The sequence below is a fragment of the Pseudomonas sp. GW822-FHT06D10 genome, from assembly GCF_058799535.1.
Genome location: NZ_JBXALN010000002.1, coordinates 245,107 through 270,264, shown reverse-complemented (window position 1 = coordinate 270,264; position 25,158 = coordinate 245,107). Strand labels below are relative to the sequence as shown.

29 protein-coding genes are annotated in these 25,158 nt (G+C 63.0%); 14 read left to right on the top strand and 15 right to left on the bottom strand.

Going from position 1 to position 25,158, the window contains the following annotated elements; all coding sequences use genetic code 11:
• Window positions 1-475 precede the first annotated feature (475 nt).
• From AC1RL5_RS06815 to AC1RL5_RS06790, 6 genes are all read right to left on the bottom strand, one after another.
• Window positions 476-835 carry a hypothetical protein gene (locus tag AC1RL5_RS06815; protein ID WP_019093356.1) on the bottom strand — a complete coding sequence of 120 codons (360 nt, stop codon included), beginning with the start codon at window positions 833-835 and terminating at the stop codon, window positions 476-478.
• A 183-nt stretch (window positions 836-1,018) separates the two neighbouring features.
• Complete coding sequence (locus AC1RL5_RS06810) at window positions 1,019-1,930, bottom strand: SDR family oxidoreductase (protein ID WP_011059315.1); 912 nt, start codon at window positions 1,928-1,930, stop codon at window positions 1,019-1,021.
• Between the two features lie 138 nt (window positions 1,931-2,068).
• Window positions 2,069-2,971 (bottom strand): alpha/beta fold hydrolase, encoded by a 903-nt coding sequence (locus AC1RL5_RS06805; protein WP_072451260.1) that lies wholly within the window; start codon window positions 2,969-2,971, stop codon window positions 2,069-2,071.
• Window positions 2,971-3,753, bottom strand: coding sequence for a class II aldolase/adducin family protein (locus AC1RL5_RS06800; RefSeq protein ID WP_011059313.1), 783 nt, complete (start codon window positions 3,751-3,753; stop codon window positions 2,971-2,973). The genes AC1RL5_RS06805 and AC1RL5_RS06800 overlap by 1 nt, the downstream gene beginning before the upstream one ends.
• 143 nt (window positions 3,754-3,896) lie before the next feature.
• Window positions 3,897-4,583 carry an LrgB family protein gene (locus AC1RL5_RS06795; RefSeq protein ID WP_011059312.1) on the bottom strand — a complete coding sequence of 229 codons (687 nt, stop codon included), beginning with the start codon at window positions 4,581-4,583 and terminating at the stop codon, window positions 3,897-3,899.
• Entirely contained in the window at window positions 4,573-4,959 is a 387-nt protein-coding gene (locus AC1RL5_RS06790; RefSeq protein ID WP_011059311.1) for a CidA/LrgA family protein, read from the bottom strand. The genes AC1RL5_RS06795 and AC1RL5_RS06790 overlap by 11 nt, the downstream gene beginning before the upstream one ends.
• Window positions 4,960-5,057: 98 nt before the next feature.
• Between AC1RL5_RS06790 and AC1RL5_RS06785 the strand changes: the two genes are divergently transcribed.
• Window positions 5,058-5,954: a LysR family transcriptional regulator gene (locus AC1RL5_RS06785; RefSeq protein ID WP_011059310.1), complete on the top strand. Its 897-nt coding sequence runs from the start codon at window positions 5,058-5,060 to the stop codon at window positions 5,952-5,954.
• Here the strand turns inward: AC1RL5_RS06785 and AC1RL5_RS06780 are convergent.
• A complete protein-coding gene (locus tag AC1RL5_RS06780; protein WP_015634186.1) occupies window positions 5,935-6,390 on the bottom strand; it encodes a flavodoxin in 456 nt (151 codons plus the stop codon). The two genes, AC1RL5_RS06785 and AC1RL5_RS06780, sit on opposite strands and share 20 nt — an antisense overlap.
• 154 nt (window positions 6,391-6,544) lie before the next feature.
• Between AC1RL5_RS06780 and AC1RL5_RS06775 the strand changes: the two genes are divergently transcribed.
• The gene (locus AC1RL5_RS06775) at window positions 6,545-7,003 is read left to right on the top strand and encodes a PAS domain-containing protein (protein ID WP_072451262.1); all 459 of its coding nucleotides are present in this window, start codon (window positions 6,545-6,547) and stop codon (window positions 7,001-7,003) included.
• Window positions 7,004-7,071: 68 nt separating this feature from the next.
• Entirely contained in the window at window positions 7,072-7,677 is a 606-nt protein-coding gene (locus AC1RL5_RS06770) for a hypothetical protein (protein ID WP_492589178.1), read from the top strand.
• An 11-nt stretch (window positions 7,678-7,688) separates the two neighbouring features.
• On the opposite strand, the gene AC1RL5_RS06765 is transcribed toward AC1RL5_RS06770, so the two are convergent.
• Window positions 7,689-8,630 (bottom strand): MerR family transcriptional regulator, encoded by a 942-nt coding sequence (locus tag AC1RL5_RS06765; protein WP_492589177.1) that lies wholly within the window; start codon window positions 8,628-8,630, stop codon window positions 7,689-7,691.
• Between the two features lie 210 nt (window positions 8,631-8,840).
• On the opposite strand from AC1RL5_RS06765, the gene AC1RL5_RS06760 reads away from it, so the two are divergent.
• From AC1RL5_RS06760 to AC1RL5_RS06735, 6 genes are all read left to right on the top strand, one after another.
• Window positions 8,841-9,410 carry an antibiotic biosynthesis monooxygenase gene (locus AC1RL5_RS06760; RefSeq protein WP_011059305.1) on the top strand — a complete coding sequence of 190 codons (570 nt, stop codon included), beginning with the start codon at window positions 8,841-8,843 and terminating at the stop codon, window positions 9,408-9,410.
• A gap of 176 nt (window positions 9,411-9,586) precedes the next feature.
• Entirely contained in the window at window positions 9,587-10,297 is a 711-nt protein-coding gene (folM, locus tag AC1RL5_RS06755; RefSeq protein WP_492589176.1) for a dihydromonapterin reductase, read from the top strand.
• Between the two features lie 23 nt (window positions 10,298-10,320).
• On the top strand, window positions 10,321-10,881 hold the full coding sequence (folE, locus tag AC1RL5_RS06750) for a GTP cyclohydrolase I FolE (protein ID WP_011059303.1): 561 nt from the start codon (window positions 10,321-10,323) through the stop codon (window positions 10,879-10,881).
• A 2-nt stretch (window positions 10,882-10,883) separates the two neighbouring features.
• Window positions 10,884-11,264 (top strand): dihydroneopterin triphosphate 2'-epimerase, encoded by a 381-nt coding sequence (gene folX, locus AC1RL5_RS06745; RefSeq protein ID WP_011059302.1) that lies wholly within the window; start codon window positions 10,884-10,886, stop codon window positions 11,262-11,264.
• 60 nt (window positions 11,265-11,324) lie between these two features.
• The gene (locus tag AC1RL5_RS06740) at window positions 11,325-11,618 is read left to right on the top strand and encodes a DUF1244 domain-containing protein (RefSeq protein ID WP_011059301.1); all 294 of its coding nucleotides are present in this window, start codon (window positions 11,325-11,327) and stop codon (window positions 11,616-11,618) included.
• On the top strand, window positions 11,615-11,953 hold the full coding sequence (locus tag AC1RL5_RS06735; RefSeq protein WP_019093350.1) for a HopJ type III effector protein: 339 nt from the start codon (window positions 11,615-11,617) through the stop codon (window positions 11,951-11,953). Before AC1RL5_RS06740 ends, AC1RL5_RS06735 begins: the two co-directional genes overlap by 4 nt.
• 117 nt (window positions 11,954-12,070) lie before the next feature.
• Here the strand turns inward: AC1RL5_RS06735 and trxB are convergent, their stop codons facing one another.
• Window positions 12,071-13,033, bottom strand: coding sequence for a thioredoxin-disulfide reductase (trxB, locus tag AC1RL5_RS06730; RefSeq protein WP_011059299.1), 963 nt, complete (start codon window positions 13,031-13,033; stop codon window positions 12,071-12,073).
• Window positions 13,034-13,343: 310 nt separating this feature from the next.
• Between trxB and cysZ the strand changes: the two genes are divergently transcribed.
• A complete protein-coding gene (gene cysZ, locus AC1RL5_RS06725) occupies window positions 13,344-14,093 on the top strand; it encodes a sulfate transporter CysZ (RefSeq protein ID WP_011059298.1) in 750 nt (249 codons plus the stop codon).
• A 45-nt stretch (window positions 14,094-14,138) separates the two neighbouring features.
• Window positions 14,139-15,419 carry a glycosyltransferase family 4 protein gene (locus AC1RL5_RS06720; protein ID WP_019093349.1) on the top strand — a complete coding sequence of 427 codons (1,281 nt, stop codon included), beginning with the start codon at window positions 14,139-14,141 and terminating at the stop codon, window positions 15,417-15,419.
• On the opposite strand, the gene AC1RL5_RS06715 is transcribed toward AC1RL5_RS06720, so the two are convergent.
• The 3 genes from AC1RL5_RS06715 to AC1RL5_RS06705 all read right to left on the bottom strand — a co-directional run bounded on the left by AC1RL5_RS06715 (window position 15,416) and on the right by AC1RL5_RS06705 (window position 17,797).
• Window positions 15,416-16,519, bottom strand: a complete 1,104-nt coding sequence (locus AC1RL5_RS06715) for an NADH:flavin oxidoreductase (protein ID WP_041115990.1) — start codon at window positions 16,517-16,519, stop codon at window positions 15,416-15,418. The two genes, AC1RL5_RS06720 and AC1RL5_RS06715, sit on opposite strands and share 4 nt — an antisense overlap.
• Window positions 16,520-16,707: 188 nt before the next feature.
• Window positions 16,708-17,190: a glutathione peroxidase gene (locus AC1RL5_RS06710; RefSeq protein WP_015634175.1), complete on the bottom strand. Its 483-nt coding sequence runs from the start codon at window positions 17,188-17,190 to the stop codon at window positions 16,708-16,710.
• Between the two features lie 121 nt (window positions 17,191-17,311).
• Window positions 17,312-17,797 (bottom strand): FKBP-type peptidyl-prolyl cis-trans isomerase, encoded by a 486-nt coding sequence (locus AC1RL5_RS06705; RefSeq protein ID WP_011059294.1) that lies wholly within the window; start codon window positions 17,795-17,797, stop codon window positions 17,312-17,314.
• Between AC1RL5_RS06705 and AC1RL5_RS06700 the strand changes: the two genes are divergently transcribed.
• From AC1RL5_RS06700 to yihG, 3 genes are read left to right on the top strand one after another with little or no spacing between them, the layout of a single operon-like run.
• Window positions 17,766-18,104: a DUF3565 domain-containing protein gene (locus AC1RL5_RS06700; RefSeq protein ID WP_011059293.1), complete on the top strand. Its 339-nt coding sequence runs from the start codon at window positions 17,766-17,768 to the stop codon at window positions 18,102-18,104. The two genes, AC1RL5_RS06705 and AC1RL5_RS06700, sit on opposite strands and share 32 nt — an antisense overlap.
• A 56-nt stretch (window positions 18,105-18,160) precedes the next feature.
• Complete coding sequence (gene pta / locus AC1RL5_RS06695; protein WP_019096051.1) at window positions 18,161-20,260, top strand: phosphate acetyltransferase; 2,100 nt, start codon at window positions 18,161-18,163, stop codon at window positions 20,258-20,260.
• Complete coding sequence (yihG, locus tag AC1RL5_RS06690; RefSeq protein ID WP_015634172.1) at window positions 20,261-21,166, top strand: 1-acylglycerol-3-phosphate O-acyltransferase, YihG family; 906 nt, start codon at window positions 20,261-20,263, stop codon at window positions 21,164-21,166.
• Between the two features lie 120 nt (window positions 21,167-21,286).
• Here the strand turns inward: yihG and cysN are convergent, their stop codons facing one another.
• From cysN to AC1RL5_RS06675, 3 genes are all read right to left on the bottom strand, one after another.
• Window positions 21,287-23,185 carry a sulfate adenylyltransferase subunit CysN gene (gene cysN, locus AC1RL5_RS06685; RefSeq protein WP_011059290.1) on the bottom strand — a complete coding sequence of 633 codons (1,899 nt, stop codon included), beginning with the start codon at window positions 23,183-23,185 and terminating at the stop codon, window positions 21,287-21,289.
• A 9-nt stretch (window positions 23,186-23,194) separates the two neighbouring features.
• Window positions 23,195-24,112 carry a sulfate adenylyltransferase subunit CysD gene (cysD, locus tag AC1RL5_RS06680; RefSeq protein ID WP_011059289.1) on the bottom strand — a complete coding sequence of 306 codons (918 nt, stop codon included), beginning with the start codon at window positions 24,110-24,112 and terminating at the stop codon, window positions 23,195-23,197.
• A 224-nt stretch (window positions 24,113-24,336) separates the two neighbouring features.
• Entirely contained in the window at window positions 24,337-25,095 is a 759-nt protein-coding gene (locus AC1RL5_RS06675; RefSeq protein ID WP_011059288.1) for a Nif3-like dinuclear metal center hexameric protein, read from the bottom strand.
• Between the last annotated feature and the right edge of the window lie 63 nt (window positions 25,096-25,158).

The window sequence follows — 25,158 nt, the reverse complement described above, 5'->3', positions numbered from 1 at the left end:
GGAGGCCTCACCCTACTGCCGGGGTAGCACGGTCGATAAGCGCACCAAGGAGGTATTCGCGCTGTCACTCGAAGGGATTAGTGCCCTTGCCATCAGGGCCGTTCAAGGGGTTATCCAGCGGCTGGATGCAGGCTTATCAGGGGCGTCGATGCAGGGGGATGACCGGGGCGAAAAAACGCTCAGACTGTTGCTCAGGCTGTAACAGTCCTTGTCCTGAATCGCTATTTTTCCGTACCCGGCCAGGGCTTATTCTTCACTCGCAGTCACGGCAAACAACCGCTTGCCACTGACCTTGCAAGTACCGGGCACGAGTTGTTCCCGGGAATGATTTCCAGCCGCTTGAAGGCGTGTGATTCAAGCTGCTGCCCCTGGTTCACCGACGTTGATTTTGTAGCTCCTTGATCTAACGTCTTGCTTCGGCCGCTGCTCTTGCAGCGGCCTTTTTTATGCCTGGAACACCAGAGGAAAGTGGCAACTACGCCGCGTCGTCCTCGCTCTCGTCGTAATGAAACTTGTGCAGCAGACGGTGCGCCACTGGGGACAGGATCAAGCCCAGGGTGGCAGCGAAGACCAGGTTGGTATAAAGCCCGTAGCTGGCAAAAAACAGTTTGCCACCAGGGGTTTGCGGCATGTTGATGGGGCCGATGCCGCCGAGGATCATGGCCGCGTCATACAAGGCGTCATGGAAGGAAATGTCTTGTTCGAAGTACAGCAGGCCGCTGATACCCAGCAGCACCGAGAAGATGATCAGCGCCAGCACCACCAGCCCATGCATGCATAAACGGCGGATGAACAGCAGCCGCGACAATACCGGCTGATCCTTTGACTCATACATATGCAGCACTCCCTGTTCGTTCGCGGACCGTCGAGCATAGTGACGAACGCTGCAGGAGTAAAACCGCCGGGGCCAGGGCCCGGCGGGGTGATGCATCCAGTGCTGAAAACCCGGCGCACTTAGCGCCAGAAGCCGGCCCCTATCACCCTGGCACAGGCGATAGGGGATGGACAAAGGGGCGCTTCAGAGGGCGTACTTTTGCAGATTCTGCATCATCTCCTTCAACGCCTCGATATTGTCCTTGGGGTGCGCCGCGCCCTCGAAGTCGCAGATCTGCTGCCAGTGGGCCGCCACGTCTTCCGGGGAAAAGCCCTGGCGAGGGTCGAAGCCGGCGCCCAGGCTGCGCTCCCAGCGCACCTTGCCGATCCAGCCGCCGCCCACTTCGAACAGGCCGGAGGTTTCCTGGCACTGCTCGCTGCCCAGGTACACCACCAGCGGGCTGACCAGTTCGGGCTTGAGCTGCTCGAACACCTGGGGCGGAATCAGCCCCTCGGTCATCCGCGTACCGCCGGTGGGCGCGATGGCGTTGACCAGGATGTTGTTCTTGCGCCCTTCGATGGCCAGGGTCCGGGTCAGGCCGTACAGGCCGAGCTTAGCCATGCCGTAGTTGGACTGGCCGAAGTTGCCATAGATGCCCGAGGTGGAAGCGGTGAAGATCACCCGGCCATACCCCTGGTCGCGCAGGTGTGGCCAGGCGGCGCGGGTGACCTTGTAGGCCCCCTCGACATGCACCCGATACACCAGGTCCCAATCGGCGTCCTCCATCTTGTGGAAGGTCTTGTCCCGCAGGATCCCGGCGTTGTTGACCACCACATCGACCCGGCCAAACACATCCAGGGCGTTCTGCACGATCTTTTCACCGTCGGTGACCGAGTCATGGCTGGCTTCGGCGATACCGCCGGCCTCGCGGATCTGCGCCACCACGCGGTCGGCGGCCGAAGCGCTGGCGCCTTCGCCCTGGGCCGAGCCGCCGAGGTCGTTGACCAGCACCTTGGCGCCGTGCCGGGCGAACAGCAGTGCATGGGCCCGGCCCAGGCCACCGCCGGCCCCGGTGACGATCACCACTTTATCTTCCAAGCGCACAGACTCACTCATACCGAACTCCAGCAGGGCCAATGGACAATGCTTCGAGTGTCAGGCAGCCAGCCTTTGGTCACAATAAAAACGTTTTGACCTGAATGGTGCGCAATAAGGCAGCGGGATAATCGCCTTGCCCGCTCAAGGCCGCGGGGTTCAGGAACACGCCAACCGTGATGATGGCGACAGCAGATTGCCGCGAAACTCCAGGTAATGCTTGAGCACCGCCAGGGGCGCCTCGATCTGCGGGTAATGCCCGATGCTCGGCAGCAGCACCGTGTCGGCCCGTGGGATCAATTGCCGATAGCGCTCCACCATGTGTGCCCCGGAAATCGGGTCCAGGGCACCATCGATCACCCGCAGGGGCACCTCGCCGCGCTGCATGGCACTGACCCAACGTTCACGCCGGGCCCGGCGTTCAGGGATATAGCCGATCAGCTTGTGCAGGATTCGCGGGCCATCGTTGCTCTGCACCAGGCTCCAGAAATCATCCAGCACCGACTCGCTGGGGCGGTTCTGGGGGCCGAATATCTGCCGGAAACTCTTGGCCAGGCCCTGGCGGCTGAACGTGCGCCCGAGCATCCAGCCCAGCGGGCTGAGCAGCAGCTTCTGGGTCAGCACCGGGCGATGGGTTTCCGGGAACAGGCCGCCGTTGAGAAACACGCAACTGGCGATATCGATCCGCTCTTCGTAGTGCCGGGCCAGCAACTCCTGGGCAACGCTGTCGCCGTAGTCGTGGGCCAGCAGATGCACCGGCTCGGCGATACCCAGATGGGCCAGCAGCGCCTGCTGCAGGTCAGCCTGCTCCAGCAGGCTGTAGTCATGCTCCAGGGGCTTGGCCGAATCGCCGAAGCCCAGCATGTCGCAGGCGATCACCTGATGATGCCGGGCCAGGGGCTGCCACAGGTAGTGCCAGTCCCAGCTGGCGGTGGGAAAGCCATGGATCAGCAGCAGCGGCTCGCCCTGCCCGGCTACCCAGTAACGGATGCGCTGGCCGCGAAAGAGCAGGTCATGTCCGCGTGTACGCCACACGCACAGCGGGATCTCGGCAATAGGCATCAGAGTGTGTAACCCGGGTCGAGTTGATCGAGTTTGCGCAGCAGGGCCGGCCAGGCCAGAGCGCCGCCCATGCCCTGAGCGCTGCGGGTGACACCGGCGATCATCGCCCTGGCCCCGGCCAGGATCGGCGCAGGGATGGCAATCAACTCGGCGCCGCCGTTCTGCGCCAACACCTGGATCTCGCAGGCGCGCTGGAAGGTGAACATCATCAGGAAGGTGTCGGCGATGGTCGCGCCGCAGGTGAGCAGGCCATGGTTGTGCAGCATCAGGAAACTGTTGTCCCCCAGGTCGGCCTGCAGCCGGACCTTCTCCTCGGGGTTCAGGGCCACACCTTCATAGGGGTGGTAACCCAGGCTCGACAACACGAACAGCGACTGCTGGCTGATGGGCAACACGCCCTGCTTCTGCGCCGACACCGCAACCCCGGCTGCGGTATGGGTGTGCAGCACGCAAACCACATCGTGACGCACCGCATGCACCGCGCTGTGAATGGTGTAGCCCGCCGGGTTGATCTCGTAGGGGCTGTCCATCAGCTTGTTGCCCGCCTGGTCGACCTTCACCAGGCTCGACGCGGTGATCTCGTGGAACATCAGGCCAAACGGGTTGATCAGGAAATCTTCGGTGCCCGGCACCTTGGCGGATATGTGGGTGAAAATCAGGTCATCCCAGCCATGCATCGCCACCAGGCGGTAGCAGGCGGCCAGGTCCACGCGGGTTTGCCACTCGATGGCGCTGACCTGGTTTTTTACACTCGGTGTCGATTGAACGGGGGCTAGGCTCACGGCAAGGACCTCGGTGATGGTTCTTATAGGAAGAGGACCTCCAGAGTCTAGACAGCTCACGCCGCTGGCGGAGTTGCATTGGCAGCCAGCTTGATGGCCGTGCGGGTCAGCCGGGAATCAGGCCCTGGCCCGGGGCTTGCGCGTCAAAGCAACGACGCCAGCAAAGGGGCGGCGAACAGGTTCAGAAGCCCGGTCAGGACCATCACCAGCCCTGCCACCGAACCTTCTTCTCCCCCCACTTCATGGGCCCGGCTGACCCCTGCACCATGGGCCCCGACGCCAAACAGGGCACCGCGGGCCAGGGCGCTGCGCAGCGGCAGCCAGCGCAGCAGCACACCGCCGAGCATGGCCCCGAACACCCCGGTGAACATCACGAATACCGCGGTCAGCTCGGGTACGCCGCCCAGGTCATGGGCCAGGGGCATGGCGAACGGCGTAGTGATGGAGCGCGGCACCAGGGACAGGGTCACCGAGCTGTCCAGGGCCAGGGCCTTGGCCAGGCCGAACGAGCTGCCAATGGAAGCCGCGCTGCCCGCCAACATGCCCAGCAGCAATGCCGACCAGTGGCGCATCAGCAGTTGCCGCTGCTGCCAGATGGGAATGGCGAAGGCCACGGTCACCGGCCCCAGTACCAGCATCAGCCAGTGGGTGTTGGCGGCGTATTCGGCGTAGGCGGTGTGCAGCGGCACGGCGACCGCCAGCAGCAGGGCCGGCACCAGAATCAGCGGTGACAGCAGGTAGCGCCCGGTGCGCCGGTAGATCCAGCGGCTGAACAGGTAGGCGCCCAGGGTCAGGGCCAGCCAGAACACCGGCATGGCTTCAAGCTTCATGGCGCATCCTCCAGCGGCACACCAGTTCCACGGTCAAGGCTGTCACCAGCATCACCAGCAGGGTGCTGACGCCTATTACCAGCAGAATCCGCCAGCCGTCCTGGCGCAGCAGGCCGCCGTAGTCCAGCAGGCTCATCAGTGCGGGAATGAAGAACAGCAGCATCTCGGCCATCAACAGGCCGGCCCCCAGCTGCAGGGCCGCCGGCTTGACCCAGCCCAGGGCGAAGGCCAGTAGCAACAGCGCAAGGCCCATGACCCCGCCAGGAATCGGCCAGGGCAGCCAGCTGGCCAGTTGGCAGCCGAGAAAATAGATGGCCAGCAGCACCGCCAGTTCAAGAATCAAGCGGCCCAGGCGTTTGCAGGTGGAAATGTTCATGGTGGTTCGGTCCTCTCAGGGGCTTATTTTATGAAAAGCCCCATCATTACCGAAGCGAATTGTTAGACTGGAAGCCATTCCAATCTGGAATCACCGCCATGGATTTCAAACAACTGCGCAGCTTTGTCGAGGTGATCCGCCAGGGCGGCTTCACCCAGGCGGCCAGGACTCTGCACATCAGCCAGTCGGCGGTCAGCAAGCAGATCGCCCAGCTGGAGCAGAGCCTCGGCACGCCCTTGCTGGAGCGCCAGGGTTCGCATATCCACCTCACCGCCGCCGGCAACGTGGTGCTGCAACGGGCCGAAGGCATGTTGCGCCTGCGCCACGAACTGCTCAGCGAACTGGACGACCTGAGCCAGCTGGCACGGGGTGAACTGCGCCTGGGGCTGCCGCTGCTAGGCAGTGACGCGCTGTTCGCCAGCCGTTTTGCCGAATACCGCCGGCGCTATCCGAATATCCAGGTGCAGTTGCTCGAAGGCGGCAGCCTGAATGTCGAGCAGGCGGTGCGCAACGGCGAACTGGAACTGGGGGGCAGCCTGACCCCCAAGGACCCGGCGTTCGCCTACCAGCCCTTCTGTGATGAACCGCTGGATGCCTTGCTGCCCGCCGATCACCCCTTGGCGATGAACGCCCAGGTACGCCTGGAAGAACTGGCGGACACGCCGTTCCTCCTGTACCAGCGCAGTTTCGTGCTCAACGACCGGCTGTTGCAGGCCTGCCAGCAGGTGGGTTTCACCCCCAGGGAAGGCGGGCGCAGCGGCCAGGCGGACTTCCTGGCGGCGCTGGTGGCCGCCGGCCAGGGCGTGGTGCTGTTGCCCAGTGTGGTGGCCCGTGGCCTGGTGCGGCCTGGGGTGGTGCGCCTGACCTTGAAGGCGCCGGACTACCTGCGATGGGATATCGCCTTCATCTGGCGCCAGGGCGCTTATCTGTCCAAGGCAGCGCAAGCCTGGCTGGCGCTGCTGCGGGAACAGCCGGTCAGCCCCGCAGGGCGCTGATCAGCTCGGCCAGCCAGGGCTCGGCGTCGGTTTCCGGGGTCACGCTCTCGCTGGCGTCCAGGCGCAGCATCGGCAGCACTTCCTGCACGCCCAGCTCGGCGAACAGCTCGCGCATCTGCTCGCCACCGCCACAGAAGGTATCGCCGTAGCTGGAATCCCCCAGGCCGATGACCGCTCCGGGCAACCCGCGCCAGGCGGCAGGCAACTGATCGCGAATACTCGAATACAGCGGCAGCAGGTTGTCCGGCAACTCGCCCATGCCGGTGGTGGAGGTCACGGCCAGAAACGCCTGCGGGGCGAAGGCCTGAAGCTCGGCCAGAGTGGCGCGCGGGTTGTGCCAGGCCTCGAAACCTGCGGCGTTGAGGAGTTTGGCGGCATGCCGGGCGACTTCTTCAGCCGTGCCGTACACCGAGCCGGAAAGGATGGCGACTTTCATCAATCTGATCCTGAAGCTGACTAAAAGGCTGGGATATTAACAGCTACGGAGTAAAATCCCGCCTGTGCCGCCACCTCTGCTGCAAAGCGCTGGTGGACAGCGGGCCAGCCTCTCTTACACTCCAGCACTTGCTGATCGAAAGCGGAACTTCAGGATGATCAACGCTCATCTGCTGCAACGGATGATCAACGCCTCCAACGACGGGATTGTGGTCGCCGAGCAGGAAGGCGAAGACAACATCGTGATCTATGTGAACCCGGCCTTCGAGCGGCTGACCGGCTACAGCGCCGACGAAGTGCTGTACCAGGATTGCCGCTTCCTGCAATCCGGGGACCGTGACCAGCCAGGCCTGGAAGTGATCCGCCAGGCCCTGCGACAAGGCCGGCCGTGCCGCGAGGTGCTGCGCAACTACCGCAAGGACGGCACTCACTTCTGGAATGAGCTGTCGATCACCCCGGTATTCAATGACAGTGATCAGCTGACCTATTTCATCGGCGTGCAAAAAGACGTCAGCGTCCAGGTCAAGGCCCAGCAACGCTTGCTCCAGCTGGAGCAGCAACTGGCCGAAGTGCAAGCTGAACTGGCCGCCCTCAAGGCGACCAGCGGCCACTAATAAATCGCGGAATTCGTGGTCGTAGGGATATTCCCCGCCGATCTGTCCTCCACCCTCCGAGCAACATCATGCAGCGTGACGCCCTCCTCACCCAGGATGAACTGGACTTCATCCAGACCATGCAGCACAACCCGCAGCTCAATGTGCGTGATACCACCTCGAGCCTGATGGTCAATGGCGGCGCGCAGATCCGTGACCTGCTGACGCGCCTGGCGGCCAATGAAAAGGTCACCATCCAGGCCCGTTTCGACAATCAGCAGATGACCTTCCCGCTGCAGCTGGTGGAAGACGAATTCCATGCCCTGCACCTGCGGCTGGGGGTGCCGAGCATCTTCGAGGATGGGCCCATGGTGCGCCCCTGGCGCCTGGCCCTGGAGCAGCCGGTGGCCCTGGAAAATGCCAGGGGCCAGCCTGGCCGCCTGTGGGTTCGGGAGGTCTCGTTCAAGGGAATATTGGTGGAGATCCGCAACGGTACCCGGCCACCGCGGCAGTTCGCCCAGTGGTTCAGCCCCTCGGGCTATGAACGGATTGCCCTGCACGGGCGCTTCGAGCGCCAGACCGAAGCCGGTTTCTACGCCTACCGCCTGGATCAGAGCGACCTGGAGGAAACCGAGCGCCTGCGCCAGTTCATCCTCCAGCAGCACCGCCACAGCCATCCGGCATTGCACACCTGAAGGCTAGCGCCTCAAAGGAACCCGCGCAGGCGCTGCTGCATCAAGCGCCCCTCGTTACCCAGGCAAGCCACCGGCGAACCGACCAGGCTGTCCTGGGCCAGGTCCGCCGCGTCCCCGGCCAGCAGCAATGGGCAATCCAGGGTCAGTGCCAGGCGCTTGAGGCGCTTGGGCAACTCGGCCGAGGGTGCGTGATTGGAAAACACCACCAGGGCTACCGGCGCGATCTTTTCGCAGACCAGGGTCAGTTCCTCCAGCGGCACACCCGGGCCTAGAAGGCGCACACCGATCGGGTCCTGCCCGAGCATCAGCGCCGCCACCAGCAGCTCCAGTTCGCGGCATTGCTCGTTGAGCGCCGTCAGCAGCAGATAGCGGCTCTGGGTGGCGCGTTGCAACAGCAGGCGCTGGGTAATCCGCGCCCGCAGGAAGCCATCCAGGAACAGCCATTCGCTGGTCTGGCCAAAAGCCTCGCGCGCCAGCAGCAACTGCTTCCAGAACGGCAGGAAGATGTCCTGGAACACCACCGGCAAGGCATAGCTGGAGAAGATCTGCCCGTAGAGGCGCTCAAGCTGTTCCTCATCGAACGCGCTGACCGCCAGCTTCAATTGATCGCGCCACTGGCCGTATTCGCCCTGCAAGCCGCCATCCACCGGAGCCTTGAGCTGGGCCTGGGCAGCCCGGCCCTTGGCCAGGATCTTGCCCACTTTGCTCACCGCCACGCCGCGTTCGATCCAGCCGAGAATCTCACGCACCGCCTCAACATCGTGCATGGAGTACAGGCGATGCCCACTTTCGGTGCGTGTCGGCTGAATCAGACCGTAGCGTCGTTCCCAGGCCCTCAGGGTCACCGGATTGATTCCGGTCAGGCGCGCCACCTCACGGATCGGAAACAACTCGTCCTGACGAACGGCTTCGGGGGCGTGAGGGGCGGGGGCAAGTTCAGTCATGACGGGCATCTGGGAAGAAAACACCGGGAAACAAAGTGGCGATCATTCTACTCCCCTCAGGTGGCGATGCTTCAAGCACGAGAAAAACCGACCGCCGTCATTGGTGCCTGGGCAGTAATCAGGAATAATCCTTGCTTGCTTCAGGCGCGGCCCGCCACCCCGGTGCCTCGTCAAGCGACTGCCTTACCCAGGCAGCGCATTGGTTTACGGAGATACATAATGTCTACCTCACCTGTCACCCTGATGGTTGCCCGGCGCGTTGCCGACGGCCGTTACCAGGACCTGATCGCCTGGCTGCGCGAAGGCGAACAACTGGCTACCGACTTTCCCGGCTACCTGGGTTCCGGTGTTCTTGCGCCGCCCCCCAACGATGACGAATTCCAGATCATCTTCCGCTTCGCCGACGAATCCACCCTGCATACCTGGGAACACTCCGCCTCGCGTACGGCCTGGCTGGCCCGGGGCAGCGACCTGTTCGCCCACCCTTCGGAGCACCGGGTCAGCGGTATCGACGGCTGGTTCGGCGCCGCCGGCCATCGCCCGCCGCGCTGGAAGCAGGCCGTGGCCATCTGGCTGGCATTCTTCCCGGTGTCGCTGCTGTTCAACTTTGTCCTGGGCCCGTTGCTCGGCGACCTGAGCCTGCTGCCTCGGGTATTTGTCAGCACCCTGGCCCTGACCCCGCTGATGGTCTATTTCTTCATTCCGCTGTCCACCCGGCTGCTGGCCAACTGGCTCAACAGCACACCGGCCCGACCGCTACCGGCCACCCCCTCGACGCAGAATCCGTGATTCGCCGGCAAGCCGGCTCCTACCACACCTCGCGCAATACTTGCGCCTACCGTAGAAGCTGGCTTGCCAACGAAAAAACCCCGCAAGATCGCATTCGCCGGCAAGCCCGTTGCCTGCAGGCACAGGGTCTTCCCTCGCTGGTATAGTTTTCCCACTACCCGCGACGCGAGCCCTTCATGAACACCTCTCCTGCCCCGATCCTGATCACCGGCGCCAGCCAGCGAGTCGGCCTGCATTGCGCCCTGCGCCTGCTCCAAGACGGGCAGCCGGTGATCGTCACCTACCGCAGCCAGCGCCCGGGCCTTGAGGCTCTGCGGGAAAAGGGCGCGACCCTGCTGTTCGCCGATCTCTCCAGCGAAGCCGGGATCATGGCCCTGATCTCCGAGCTGAAAAACCGTACCCAGAGCCTGCGGGCCATCGTCCACAACGCCTCGGAATGGCTGGAGGAGAGCCCTGGCGACGAAGCAGCGGCCTTTGCCCGGATGTTCGGCGTGCACATGCTGGCGCCCTACCTGATCAACCTGCATTGCGCCGAGTTGCTGCAGCGCTCGAGCCCGGCAGACATCATCCACATCAGCGACGACGTGACTCGCAAGGGCAGCAGCAAGCACATCGCCTACTGCGCCAGCAAAGCCGGCCTGGACAGCCTGACCCTGTCCTTCGCAGCGAAATACGCCCCGACAATCAAGGTCAACGGCATTGCCCCGGCCCTGCTATTGTTCAACCCCGACGACGACGCGGCGTACCGCGCCAAGACCCTGGCCAAATCCGCGCTGGGCATCGAACCCGGCAGCGAAGTGATTTACCAGAGCCTGCGCTATCTGCTGGACAACCCCTATGTCACCGGCACCACCCTGACCGTCAACGGCGGGCGGCACCTCAAGTAAGCCAGCCCCTGTGAGGACCTTGCATGACCCTTTCCCTGCCCCAGCACTATCGCGAGATCCTCAAGGACCTGGGCGAAGACCCCGAGCGCGAAGGCCTGCTCGATACCCCCAAGCGCGCGGCCAAGGCCATGCAGTACCTGTGTCACGGCTACGGCCAGTCGCTGGAGGACATCGTCAACGGCGCGCTGTTTGCTTCCGACAGCGATGAAATGGTGATAGTCGCCGACATCGAGCTGTATTCCCTGTGCGAACATCACCTGCTGCCCTTCATCGGCAAGGCCCATGTGGCTTATATTCCTACCGGCAAGGTCCTGGGGCTGTCGAAGATCGCGCGGATCGTCGACATGTTCGCCAGGCGCCTGCAGATCCAGGAAAATCTCACTCGGGAAATCGCCGACGCGGTACAGAGCGTGACTCAGGCCGCCGGCGTCGCGGTGGTGATCGAGGCCAAGCACATGTGCATGATGATGCGCGGCGTCGAGAAACAGAATTCCACCATGCACACCTCGGTGATGCTCGGCGCCTTCCGCGATTCGAGCACCACTCGCCAGGAATTCCTGCAATTGATTGGACGGAGCAAGTAGCAATGCCACAACTTCAGCCAGGAATGGCTCGTATCCGAGTCAAGGACCTGCTCCTGCGGACCTACATCGGAATCAACGAGGAAGAGATCCTCAACAAGCAGGATGTGCTGATCAACCTGACCATCCTCTACGCGGCCCAGGACGCGGTGCGGGACAACGACATCGACCACGCACTGAACTATCGCACCATCACCAAGGCGATCATTGCCCATGTCGAGGGCAACCGCTTTGCCCTGCTGGAGCGCCTGACCCAGGAGCTGCTGGACCTGGTGATGAGCAACGCCTCGGTGCAGTACGCCGAAGTCGAAGTCGACAAACCCCACGCCCTGCGTTTTGCCGAGTCGGTGTCCATCACCCTCGCGGCCAGCCGCGCCAGCGCCTAGAAAACTGCCACAAGTGGCAAGTGCCCGCCTGGGCGCTTGCCCCTGTCCCGGAGAAACCCCATGACTGAACAACAACGCCTGGAACTGGAAGCCGCGGCCTTTCGCCGCCTGGTGGCCCACCTGGACAGCCGCAAGGACGTGCAGAACATCGACCTGATGAACCTCGCCGGGTTCTGCCGCAACTGCCTGTCCAAGTGGTACAAGGCCGAGGCCGACGAACGCCAGATCGAGGTCAGCCTCGATGACGCTCGTGAAGTGGTGTATGGCATGCCCTACGCCGAATGGAAAAATCTCTACCAGAAAGAAGCCAGCGCCGAGCAGCAAGCGGCGTTCGCCAAAGGAAAACCCCAATGACTGACCTGAACACCCTGCGTGCCAGCCTGAACAGCGGTGAACACGCTTTTGCCGACACCCTGGCCTTTGTCGCCGCCGGCTATGACTACCAGCCCCAGGCCTTCAACAACGGCGGCGTGGAAAACGCCGCCGGGCAGAACGAAGGTTCGTGCAAGACCTTGGGCCTGGCCCTGCTGGAAGGCCTGAGCGACGAAGAGGCCCTGCTGGCCTTCGGCGAACACTACCGCTCGGTACTGGCCACCCCCGAAGGCACTGACCACGGCAATATCCGCGCCCTGATCGTTCACGGCCTGGCCGGGGTCAAGTTCTCCGCCCAGCCGCTGACCCGCCGCTGATCCGCATTCTGTGCACAGCGGCGCAAGGCTCGAGGGCCTGTTCGCCGGCAAGCCGGCTGCTACCGTGCAACACCCATAAAAAAACCGGCTTGCGCCGGTTTTTTTATGGGTGGCAAATCAGAACGAAGCGTTCTGCAGGCCGTCCAGGTAACGCTCGGTGTCCAGTGCCGCCATGCAACCGGCGCCGGCCGAGGTGATGGCCTGGCGGTAAACGTGGTCGGCCACGTCGCCGGCAGCAAAGATGCCCTCGACGCTGGTGGCGGTGGCATTGCCGTCACGGCCGCCCTGCACGACCAGGTAACCGTCCTTGAGGGTCAGCTGGCCTTCGAACAGCGAGGTGTTCGGCGTGTGGCCGATGGCGATGAACACGCCGTCGACCTTCAACTCGTCGAAGCTGCCGTCGTTGTTCTTCAGGCGGGCACCGGTCACGCCCATGTTGTCACCCAGGACTTCGTCCAGGTTGGCATTGAGCTTGAGGATGATCTTGCCTTCGGCCACCCGGGCGTTGAGCTTGTCGATCAGGATCTTCTCGGCGCGGAAGGTTTCGCGACGGTGGATCAGGGTCACGGTGCTGGCGATGTTGGCCAGGTACAGGGCTTCCTCGACCGCGGTGTTGCCGCCGCCGACCACTGCCACCGGCTTGTTGCGATAGAAGAAGCCGTCGCAGGTGGCACAGGCAGAAACACCCTTGCCCATGAATGCTTCTTCCGAAGGCAGGCCCAGGTAGCGAGCGCTGGCACCGGTGGCGATGATCAGGGCGTCGCAGGTGTAGGTCGCGCTGTCACCGGTCAGGGTGTAGGGCTTGGCAGCGAAGTCCACGGCATTGATGTGATCGAAGACGATTTCAGTCTCGAAACGCTCGGCGTGCTCGCGCATCCGCTCCATCAGGGCCGGGCCGGTCAGGCCGTGCACGTCACCGGGCCAGTTGTCGACTTCGGTAGTGGTGGTCAGCTGGCCACCGGCCTGCATGCCGGTGATCAGCAGCGGCTTCAGGTTGGCACGGGCGGCATAGACGGCGGCGCTGTAACCGGCAGGGCCGGAACCGAGAATAATCACACGCGAATGGCGTACTTCAGACATGACTCACTCCTATCGACCGGCCCGGCTAGCCTGGCGCGGAACGCCGGATTGCCGGCTGGAATAAAAAAGGACGGCGAAACCTTGGGGAAGGCTTGAACTCGTCCGTCCAAAAAATAATGGGTGAAGCGTATAGAGGGGGCGAAGATTAAGGAAATACGGTTTAACAATCCAGCTCATAGGCGGTCTCTATCCTCAGGAGGCCTATTTGAAAGGGTCTTTGTTACCGTTGATGTCGACCGCTTCGCCGTGCTTTCGCCCCCAGGACAAAGCCGGTAAGGTCGGCGCGTTTTCATTCTGCTCGGAGCGCTCTATGCCCGCCCCTGTCCTGTCCGGCCCGCAATACCTGCGTGAAGGCCTGAAGCTGGTCCTCAGCCCCGGCCTGCGCCTGTTCGTGCTCCTGCCCCTGGCAATCAACCTGGTGCTGTTCGTCGGATTGATCTATTTCGCCGGCCATCAATTCAGCCTCTGGGTCGATGCGCTGATGCCGTCCCTGCCCAGTTGGCTGAGTTTCCTCAGCTATGTCATCTGGCCGCTGTTCGTGGTGCTGGTGGCCTTCATGGTGTTTTTCAGCTTCACCATGCTGGCCAACATCATCGCCGCCCCCTTCAACGGTTTCCTCTCGGAAAAAGTCGAAACCGTGGTGCGCGGCACCGATGATTTCCCGCCCTTCAGCTGGGGCGAACTGATTGCCATGATCCCCCGCACCCTGGCGCGGGAAATGCGCAAGCTCGGCTACTTCCTGCCCCGGGCCATCGGCCTGTTCATCCTCTCGCTGATTCCGGTGGTCAACCTGATTGCCGCGCCGCTGTGGCTGCTGTTCGGTATCTGGATGATGGCTATCCAGTACATCGACTACCCGGCGGACAACCACAAGATGAGCTGGCAGGACATGCTCGCCTGGCTGCGCCAGAAGCGCTGGCAGAGCCTGGGCTTTGGCGGCATCGTCTACCTGGCGCTGCTGATCCCGCTGGTCAATATCCTGATGATGCCGGCCGCCGTGGCCGGTGCCACGCTGTTCTGGGTGCGTGAACGCGGGGTGGAGAACCTGCCGGCCAAATAAGGCCGGGGCGTCATAAATCCATCATCGCAAGGTCACAATGGCGACATGGCCTCAGCCGACACTGAGGCCATGACGACAGCTCTGCATATCACCCTCATCACTGAAACCTTCCCACCGGAAATCAATGGCGTGGCCAATACCCTTGGCCGCCTCTGCGAGGGGCTGCGCGCCCGTGGGCATCAGGTTGAGCTGGTGCGCCCGCGCCAGGGTTGCGACCAGAGCCGGGCCAGCGACGAAGCCCTGCTGCTGTGCCGGGGCTGGCCGCTGCCGGGCTACCCGGGGCTGCAATGGGGCCAGTCGTCGATGCACAAGCTGCTGCGACGCTGGAAACGCCAGCGCCCGGACGTGCTCTATATCGCCACCGAGGGGCCGCTGGGGCTGTCTGCGCTGCGGGCCGCCAAGCGCCTGGGAATCTCCGTGGTCAGCGGCTTTCACACCAACTTCCAGCAGTACTCCAGCCAATATGGCCTGGGTTTGCTGACCCGCCTGCTGACCCACTATCTGCGCTGGTTCCACAACCGCTCGCAACTGACCCTGGTACCCAGCGCCAGCCAGCACCTGGAGCTGGAGCGCCGGCATTTCGAACGCCTGGCCCTGCTGTCCCGGGGCGTCGACAGCCAGCTCTTCCACCCGGCCAAGCGGCTCGATACGCTGCGGGCCGACTGGGGCCTGGGCGCCGATGACCTGGCGGTGATCCACGTTGGGCGCCTGGCGCAGGAGAAGAACCTGGGCTTGCTCAAGCGCTGCTTCGAACGCCTGCAGGCGACTTATCCACAGCGCAGGATGAAGCTGATCGTGGTGGGTGACGGCCCGCAACGTGGGGCTCTGGAAAAAAGCCTGCCCGAGGCCCTGTTCTGTGGCAGCCAGCGGGGCGAAGCCCTGGCCGCCCACTACGCCTGCGGGGATCTGTTCCTGTTTCCCAGCCTCACCGAAACCTTCGGCAACGTGGTGCTGGAGGCTCTGGCCTCGGGGCTCGCGGTGGTGGCTTACGATCAGGCTGCCGCAGCCCAGCATATCCGCCATGGCTACAACGGCGTGCTGGCCATGCCCGGCGACGAAAGCGCCTTCTGCGACGCTGCCAGCTGGCTGCTGGAAGAACCGGAAACCTTGCGCCGGGTGCGCCTCAACGCCCGCCAGCATGCCAGCCGCCAGGGCTGGGCCGCGGTTATCGAGCAGTTTGAAGATCGCCTGCGCAGTGCCTGCGAGCACGGGCCGGCCGAGGATTACGAAGGGCTTATCGAAGCGACGGTCAAACCCCGCAGCGCCGTGGAGACACTCGGCACGGCAAGGGGGCTGCCCCCCTCGCCGCCCGGAGCCGGCAGTTAAACCAGGGTCATCAGCGCGTCACGGCTGAACGGCAGGATGTCCTGCTCGCGACCTTCACGGACTTTCTGCGCCCAATCCGGATCCACCAGCAGTGCGCGGCCCACGGCCACCAGATCGAACTCGTCGTTGTTCAGACGCTGCAGCAGGTTTTCCAGGCTGGCCGGCTGCGCCACCTTGTCGGTATTGACCATGAACTGCAGGAACTCGCCGTCCAGGCCGACGCTGCCCACGGTGATGGTGGGCTTGCCGGTGAGTTTGCGAGTCCAACCCGCCAGGTTGAGGTCGGAACCTTCGAACTCCGGCTCCCAGAAGCGGCGGGTCGAGCAGTGGAAGATATCCACACCGGCATCCGCCAGCGGCTTGAGGAAGGCCTCCAGAGCTTCCGGGGTCTGCACCAGGCGCGCGCTGTAGTCCTGCTGCTTCCACTGGGAAAAACGCAGGATGATCGGGAAATCCGGACCGACGGCAGCCCGTACGGCCTGGATCAGCTCAATGGCGAAGCGCGAGCGCTGGGCCAGGTCGCCACCGTATTCATCGGTACGCTGGTTGGTGCCTTCCCAGAAGAACTGGTCCACCAGGTAACCATGGGCGCCATGGATCTCCACGCCGTCCATGCCGATGCTCTGGGCATCCTTGGCGGCCTGGGCGAAGGCTGCGATCACCTCCTGGATGTCCTGGTGGGTCATGCCGTGCACCAGCACCTTGCCGTCCTTGAGCTTCTCGGTCGGGCCGTAGCCGGGCACGCTGGCGTCCGGCTCGGTGCCCAGGCGCCGCACATTCCCCACATGCCAGAGTTGCGGGACGATCTTGCCGCCTTCGGCGTGGACCGCATCCACCACCTTCTTCCAGCCGGCCAGGGCCGCCTCGCCATGGAACTGCGGCACATTGGGGTAACCATTGGCAGCCTGGTGACCCACCGTGGTGCCCTCGGTAATGATCAGGCCGACACCCGCAGCAGCGCGGCGGCGGTAATACTCGATGACCTTGGAGTTGGGCACGCCACCGGGGGAAAACGACCGGGTCATTGGTGCCATCACCACGCGGGTCGGCAGTTCCAGCGCGCCGAGTTGAAAGGGTTTGAACAAGGCTTGAACAGGCATGCTGCGCTCCGAGAAAAAGGCTTGAGTCGATATTCGACGCACAAGACTGCGCCGGGTACCGGCCCCCGGCGCACTTATGATGAGGATAATATTCCCCCCTCAATGCGCTGCACAGCATTATTGATTTGAGTGATTTAGATGCAAAAACGCCGCATTGAAGCGGCGTTAAACAAGGGCCCGGCGCGGGTTCAGCTCAAGGCTTTTTCAATCGCCTGGATCACTGTCGGATCATCGGGAGCGGTACGCGGCGAGAAACGCGCCAGTACCCGGCCGTCCTTGCCCAATAGGAATTTCTCGAAGTTCCAGGTGATGTCCCCGGGAAACTCGGCGCCTTCGCCCGCCAGCAGGCGGTATAGCTGATGGCGCTCGGGACCGTTCACGTCCAGTTTGCTGCTCAAGGGAAAGGTCACCCCGTAGTTGAGGCTGCAAAATTCCTGGATCTCCTGCTCGGTGCCCGGTTCCTGCCCGGCGAACTGGTTGCAGGGCAATCCCAGCACGCTGAATCCCTGGGCCTTGTATTGCTGGTAGAGATTCTCCAGCGCCGCATATTGTGGTGTCAGACCACATTTGGAGGCGACGTTGACCACCAGCACGACATGCCCCTTGAAGGGCGCGAGCGGCAGCTCCTGACCATCCAGGGCTTTCAATTTAAGGTCGTGAAAAGCACTCATGACGAACTCCAAATTCCTGTGTTCTTACAGAAAACAGCCTCTCGACAGTACAGCCAAAAGCCGCGGACTAAAAAGGCGCCCTCGGGCGCCTCTCCAGTAAGCTTGAGCTTAGCGCAGAAAATCAGTGGTGATGGCCACCTTCGCCATGGACGTGACCATGAGCGATTTCTTCCTGGCTGGCGTCACGGATGGCAACGATCTTGACCTGGAAATTCAGGCGCTGACCGGCCAGCGGGTGGTTGCCGTCGACGGTCACGTCGTCGCCGTCCAGGTCACGGATGGTCACGATCTGCATCTGGCCGTCCGGAGCGGAAGCGTGGAACTGCATGCCCACTTCCAGTTCGTCGACGCCTTCGAACATGCTGCGGCTCAGGGTGCTTACCAGTTCGGCAGCGTATTCGCCGTAGGCATCTTCAGGTTCTACGGAGACTTTCAGTTCGTCACCAACTTGCTTGCCTTCCAGGGCCTTTTCCAGACCAGGAATGATGTTACCTGCGCCTTGCAGGTAAACCAGCGGGGCGCCGCCGGCAGAGCTGTCGATGACCTCACCAGCGTCGTTGGTGAGGGTATAGTCGATGGAGACAGCCTTATTGGCGGCGATCAGCATGGGGCGGGACCTTTTGCATAAGAATGAAGAACGTCCAAGTTTAGCGAAGCAATCGCTCGAAAGCGAACGGAACCCGGACCAACGGAACGTGAAAAATCACTCGACAATCTGCGGTTTTCATCAGGATGAAGAAGGCCATTGGGTGGCTGAACTGTCCTGCGGGCATACCCAGCACCTGCGCCACCAACCGCCCTGGCAGTCCCGGGCCTGGGTCCTGGAGCCGCAGTTGCGAGCCAAAAAAATAGGCCAGCGCTTTGCCTGCGGCTGGTGTGCTCAAGCCCCGGATAACGATAACCTTAGCGCCTGACTTCAGGCAGACGGCCAAAGACCGTCGCCTTTGCCATGCACCTTCTGAGAATTCGCATGCAAACTTTTTTCATCGCGCCCACCGATTTTGGAGTGGGTCTGACCTCCATCAGCCTCGGGCTGGTGCGTACCCTGGAACGGGCTGGCCTCAAGGTCGGCTTCTTCAAACCCATAGCCCAACCTCACCCCGGTGACACCGGCCCCGAGCGTTCCACCGAACTGGTGGCGCGCACCCATGGCCTGAAACCGCCACAACCCCTGGGCCTGGCCCATGTGGAGCGGATGCTCGGCGACGGCCAGCTGGATGAGTTGCTGGAAGAAATCATCACCCTCTACCAGCAGGCGGCCATCGGCAAGGATGTATTGATCGTCGAAGGCATGGTGCCGACCCGCAGCGCCAGCTATGCCGCCCGGGTCAACCTGCACCTGGCAAAAAGCCTGGATGCCGAGGTGATCCTGGTATCCGCCCCGGAAAACGAAGTGCTCACCGAGCTGTCCGGACGGGTCGAGTTGCAAGCCCAGCTGTTCGGCGGCCCGCGGGACCCGAAAGTGCTGGGGGTGATCCTCAACAAGGTGCGCACCGACGAAAGCATGGAGGCGTTTTCCGCGCGCTTGAAGGAACATTCGCCCTTGCTGCGCAGCGGCGACTTCCGCCTGCTGGGGTGCATCCCCTTCCAGCCGGAGCTCAATGCCCCGCGTACCCGGGACGTGGCCGACCTGATGGGCGCCCAGGTGCTCAACGCCGGCGACTACGAAAGCCGGCGCATGACCAAGATCATCATTTGCGCCCGCACCATGCGCAATACCGTGGAACTGCTCAAGCCCGGCGTGCTGGTGGTGACCCCGGGCGACCGTGACGACATCATCCTCGCCGTGAGCCTGGCGGCCATCAACGGTGTGCCCCTGGCCGGCCTGCTGCTGACCAGCGACACCCTGCCCGACCCGCGGATCATGGAGCTCTGCCGGGGCGCCCTGAACGCCGGCCTGCCAGTGCTTTCGGTGAGCACCGGATCCTACGACACCGCCAACCAGCTCAATGGCCTGAACAAGGAAATTCCCATCGATGACCGCGAGCGCGCGGAAATCATCACCGACTTCGTCGCCAGTCACCTGGACGCCAACTGGCTGCACCAGCGCTGCGGCACCCCACGGGAAATGCGCCTGTCACCTGCGGTGTTCCGCTACCAGTTGATCCAGCGCGCCCAGCAGGCCAACAAGCGTATCGTCCTGCCCGAAGGCAGCGAGCCGCTGACCGTGCAGGCCGCCGCCATCTGCCAGGCCCGAGGCATCGCCCGCTGCGTGCTGCTGGCCAAGCCCGAGGACGTGCACGCGGTGGCCCGGGCCCAGGGCATCGAACTGCCCGAAGGCCTGGAGATTCTCGACCCGGACCTGATTCGCCAACGCTACGTGGAGCCCATGGTGGCCCTGCGCAAGAGCAAGAGCCTCAACGCTCCCATGGCCGAGCAGCAGCTGGAAGATCCGGTGGTGATCGGCACGGTGATGCTGGCCCTGGATGAAGTCGATGGCCTGGTTTCCGGGGTCATCCACTCCACCGCCAACACCATCCGCCCGGCCCTGCAGTTGATCAAGACCGCGCCGGGCTGCAGCCTGGTGTCCTCGGTGTTCTTCATGCTGTTCCCCGAGGAAGTGCTGGTGTATGGCGACTGCGTGATGAACCCGCACCCCAGCGCCAGCGAGCTGGCGGAAATCGCCCTGCAGAGCGCCGACTCGGCAGCCGCCTTCGGTATCACCCCGCGCGTGGCGATGATCAGCTACTCCAGCGGCGACTCGGCCAGCGGCGAGGAAGTGGAGAAAGTTCGCGAAGCCACTCTGCTGGCCCACGAAGCCCAGCGTTCGCTGCTGATCGACGGGCCGTTGCAATACGACGCCGCGGCCAACGAAAACGTCGCCCGGCAACTGGCCCCCAACAGCCAGGTCGCGGGCAAGGCCACGGTCTTCGTGTTCCCTGACCTCAACACCGGCAACACCACCCACAAGGCGGTGCAACGCAGCGCCGATTGCGTGAGCCTGGGGCCGATGCTGCAAGGCCTGCGCAAACCGGTGAACGACCTGCCCCGGGGCGCCCAGGTGGACGACATCGTCTACACCATCGCCCTTACCGCGATTCAAGCCGCCAACCGACCTATGGATGTCTAAATGCTGGAATTCCTACCTGCCGTAGTGCGCGGAATCATCGCCTCGCTCCTGTTGGCGCTGAACACCATCCTGCTGTGCTCGTTCCTGTTCTGCGTGGCGTTGGTCAAGGCCCTGCCGTTCGCCCTCACCCAGCGCTTGAGCCTGTGGCTGATGAACCACACCCACGAAGCCTGGATCAGCAACAACAAGGCCTGGATGCAGTTGGTATGCCGTACCCGTTGGCACGTGCAGGGCCTGGAAGGCCTGGATTACCAGCACTCCTACCTGGTCACCAGCAACCACCAGAGCTGGGTCGACATCATGGTCCTGCAGTACGTGCTCAACCGGCGTATCCGCCCCCTGAAGTTCTTCCTCAAGCAGGAGCTGATCTGGGTGCCGGTGATTGGTCTGGCCTGGTGGGCCCTGGGCTTTCCGTTCATGAAGCGCTACTCCAAGGCGTACCTGGAGAAGCACCCGGAAAAGAAAGGCAAGGACCTGGAAACCACGCGCAAGACCTGTGCGAAGTTTCGCAACAACCCGGTGGGCATCTTCAACTTCGTCGAGGGCACGCGCTTTACCGACGCCAAGCACGCCCAGCAGCAATCGCCGTTCCGCTACCTGCTCAAGCCCAAGGCCGGCGGCATCGCCTTTGTCCTGGATGCAATGGGCGAGCAACTGCAGTCGATCATCGATGTGACCATCCACTACCCGGCGGGCCGCCCCGGTTTCTGGGACCTGCTGTGCGGCAGGGTCAAGGATGTGGTGGTGCGTTTCGAAGAGGTGCAGATCCCGGCGCAGTTCCTTGGCAAGAACTACGAGCAGGACACGGCCTATCGCCAGGAATTCCAGGGCTGGATCAACCAGCAGTGGCTGGACAAGGATGCGCTGCTCGAAACGCTGCATCGGGAGTATCCGGCAAGACCCTGAGGGCCTTTTCGCTGGCAAGCCAGCTCCTGCGGTCCTGCACCCTACTTACCGGCGAACGCTATCTGAAGCGCACAAAAAAGCCCGCAGCCGATCACTCGGCTGCGGGCTTTTTGCTATGGCTTAGATCGCGCCGCGGCTGCGCAACAGGTCCAGCACCTGCTTGACGCTTTCTTCCAGCGACAGCGACTGGGTGTCGATCACCAGATCGGCATTCAGCGGCACGTCATAGGGGAAGGACTCGCCCGGGATGTTATCCCCGCCGGCCGCGTACAGGCCCTGCGGATCACGCTCGGCGCACACCGCAGGCGATGCTTGGACGTAGACCGTCAGCAGACGCTCCTTGCCGATCAGGTCCTTGGCCTGCTCGCGCCCTTCGGCACTCGGTGCCACGAACGCCGCCAGGGTCAGCAGCCCGGCTTCGTTGAACTGACGGGCCACATGGGCCGCGCGCCGCCAGTTCTCGGTACGCCCGGCACGGTCCTGGGGCAGGCCCTTGTTCAGGTCATGTCGCAGGTTCTGGCCATCGAGCACATACACCGCGCGCCCCATGTCGAACAGCTTGCGCTCGACCGCGTAGGCCAGGGTGCTCTTGCCCGCACCCGACAGGCCGCTGAACAGCACGGTAGCCGGTTGCTGGCCGAAACGCTGGGCACGCTCTTCGGTGGCTACATGAGCCAGCTTGCCGTGTTGGGTGACGCTGCCATGGGCCACCGGCTGGGCGATGATCATGCCGGCGCCGACGGTGCCGTTGGTCAAGCGGTCGATGACGATGAAAGCACCGGTGGTGCGATTGCTTTCGTAACCATCCAGGGCAATCGGCGCGTCGAGGCTGATCTTGACCTTGCCGATCTCGTTCAGTTGCAGCGCGCTGGCCGCGCCCTCTTCCAGGGTGTTCACATCGACCTTGTGATGGATGCTGGCAATCGATCCCGGCACATAGCTGGTGGCGCGCTTGATGTCGTACTTCTTGCCCGGCAGCATCGGCTCTTCGGCCATCCATACCAGCATGGCTTCGAAGCTGTCGGTGACCGGCGGCACGTTGTCGGCATGCACCAGCAGGTCGCCGCGGGAGATATCGATTTCATCTTCCATGGTCAGGGTCACGGCCTGGCCCGGGCCGGCCTGCTCCAGTTCACCTTCGAAGGTGACAATGGACTTGACCCGGCTGCTCTTGCCCGACGGCAATACGACGATCTCGTCGCCCTTGTGCACGATGCCACTGGCCAGGGTGCCGGCAAAACCACGGAAGTTCAGGTTCGGACGGTTGACGTACTGCACCGGGAAACGCAGGTCGGTGAAGTTGCGGTCGCCGGCCACTTCCACGGTCTCGAGGATTTCCATCAGCGACTGGCCGGTGTACCAGGGCGAGCGCTCGCTCTTGTTCACCACGTTGTCGCCCTTGAGCGCCGACATCGGCACGAAGTGCAGGCTGGTGGGCTGCAGCTTCAGGCCCTTGGCGAACTTCAGGTAGTCGGCCTTGATCGATTCGAACACGCCTTCATCGAAGTCCTTGAGGTCCATCTTGTTGATGGCCACGACGATGTGCTTGATGCCCAGCAGGGAGGCGATGAAGCTGTGGCGACGGGTCTGGGTCTGCACGCCGTAGCGGGCGTCCACCAGGATGATCGCCAGGTCACAGGTGGATGCACCAGTGGCCATGTTGCGGGTGTACTGCTCATGGCCGGGGGTGTCGGCGATGATGAACTTGCGCTTGGCGGTGGAGAAATAGCGGTAGGCGACATCGATGGTGATGCCCTGCTCACGCTCGGCCTGCAGGCCGTCGACCAGCAACGCCAGGTCGATGTCGTCACCGGTGGTGCCGACCTTCTTCGAGTCCCGGGTGATGGCTTCCAGATGGTCTTCGTAGATCATCTTCGAGTCGTGCAGCAGGCGCCCGATCAGGGTGCTCTTGCCGTCGTCGACGTTACCGCAGGTCAAGAAGCGCAGCAGCTCCTTGCGTTCGTGCTGGCCCAGGTACGCGAGGATGTCCTCGCTGATCAAATCAGATTGATGCGACATGACAGCCCCTTAGAAATAACCTTGACGTTTCTTGTCTTCCATTGAGCCGGCGCCATCGTGGTCGATGACTCGGCCCTGGCGCTCGGAAGTTCGCGTCAGGAGCATTTCCTGGATGATGTCCGTCAGGCTCTCGGCCTCGGACTCCACCGCGCCCGTCAACGGGTAGCAGCCAAGGGTACGGAAACGTACTTTCTTTTTGACGATGCGGGCTTTCTCTTCATCGGACAGATGCTCGAGGATGCGCTCGTCATCGATCATGATCAGGGTGCCGTTCTTCTCGATCACTTCACGCTCGGCGGCGAAGTACAGCGGCACGATCGGGATGCCTTCGAGGTAGATGTACTGCCAGATGTCCAGCTCGGTCCAGTTGGACAGCGGGAACACACGGATCGACTCGCCCTTGTTGACCTTGCCGTTGTAGACGTTCCACAGCTCGGGGCGCTGGTTCTTCGGGTCCCAGCGGTGCTTGCTGTCGCGGAACGAGTAGACGCGCTCCTTGGCGCGGGACTTCTCTTCATCGCGGCGGGCACCGCCGAACGCGGCGTCGAAACCATGTTTGTCCAGAGCCTGCTTGAGGCCCTCGGTCTTCATGATATCGGTGTGCTTGGCACTGCCGTGGGTGAAAGGGTTGATGCCCTGGGCCACGCCATCCGGGTTGACGTGGGTGATCAGGTCCAGGCCCAGCTCTTCGACCATGCGGTCGCGGAACTTGTACATTTCCTGGAATTTCCACTGGGTATCGACGTGCATCACCGGGAACGGCAGCTTGCCGGGGAAGAACGCCTTGCGAGCCAGATGCAACATCACGGCGGAGTCTTTACCGATGGAGTACAGCATCACCGGGTTGTCGAACTCGGCGGCCACCTCGCGGATGATGTGGATGCTTTCCGCCTCCAGCTGTTTCAGATGCGTCAGTTTGTCGACCATGGCTACTCACGAAAGCTTTCTTATGGACGGCCATCGGGCCGTGTTCGAGCGGGGCATGCTAGCACAGCGACCTGCTTCTAATCAGGGAGCCAACTAGAACGAAACGGTATATGAATATACCGCTCCGTTAGGCCCCAGGCGCCGCTCTGCAGGAGCTGGCTTGCCAGCGAAGGCGCTTTCAAGCGCACCTTCGGGCTGACCGGCAAGCCGGCTCCTGCCGGGGGTCAGATGGGGTTGGGGCAGTCGATGAACAGGTGCTCCAGGGCGAAGCGCCGAGCCAGGTAGTCACCCAGGGCCTGGACGCCATAACGCTCGGTGGCGTGATGGCCGGCGGCAATGAAACTGATGTCGTTTTCCCGGGCACTGTGGAAGGTCTGCTCCGAGGCTTCGCCACTGAGGTACAGGTCGACGCCGGCCTGCACCGCCTGGTCGATGTAGCCCTGGCCGCCACCGGTGCACCAGCCGACCCGACGGATCATCTCGCTGCCTTCGATCAGCAGCGGCTCTCGCCCCATTGCCTCTTGCACCCGGCGGGCAAAGTCCCGCGCGGTCATCGGCTCGCTGAGGGAACCCACCAGGCCGACGACCTTGGGGTTTTCCGGGTCCAGCGGGCCTTCCACGGTGATGTCCAGCTGACGGGCCAGTTGCACGTTGTTGCCCACTTCCGGGTGCAGGTCCAGGGGCAGGTGATAGGCCAGCAGGCTGATGTCGTGCTTGAGCAGGGTTTTCAGCCTACGCTGCTTCATGCCGGTGATGCAGGGGTTCTCGCCCTTCCAGAAGTAGCCGTGATGCACCAGCACCAGGTCGGCCTTGGCCTCCACCGCAGCGTCCAGCAACGCCTGGCTGGCGGTCACGCCACTGACGATGCGCATCACCTGCGGGCGCCCTTCGACCTGCAGGCCATTGGGGCAGTAGTCGGCAATACGTGAACTGCCCAGGTAGCGGTCCGCTTCTTCCACCAGTGTGCTCAGGGCAACGGCCATAAAAGACTCCTAAATATCCCGTTCAGAGGCACGCGCGGCCTCGTATAATGCGCGACATTATGG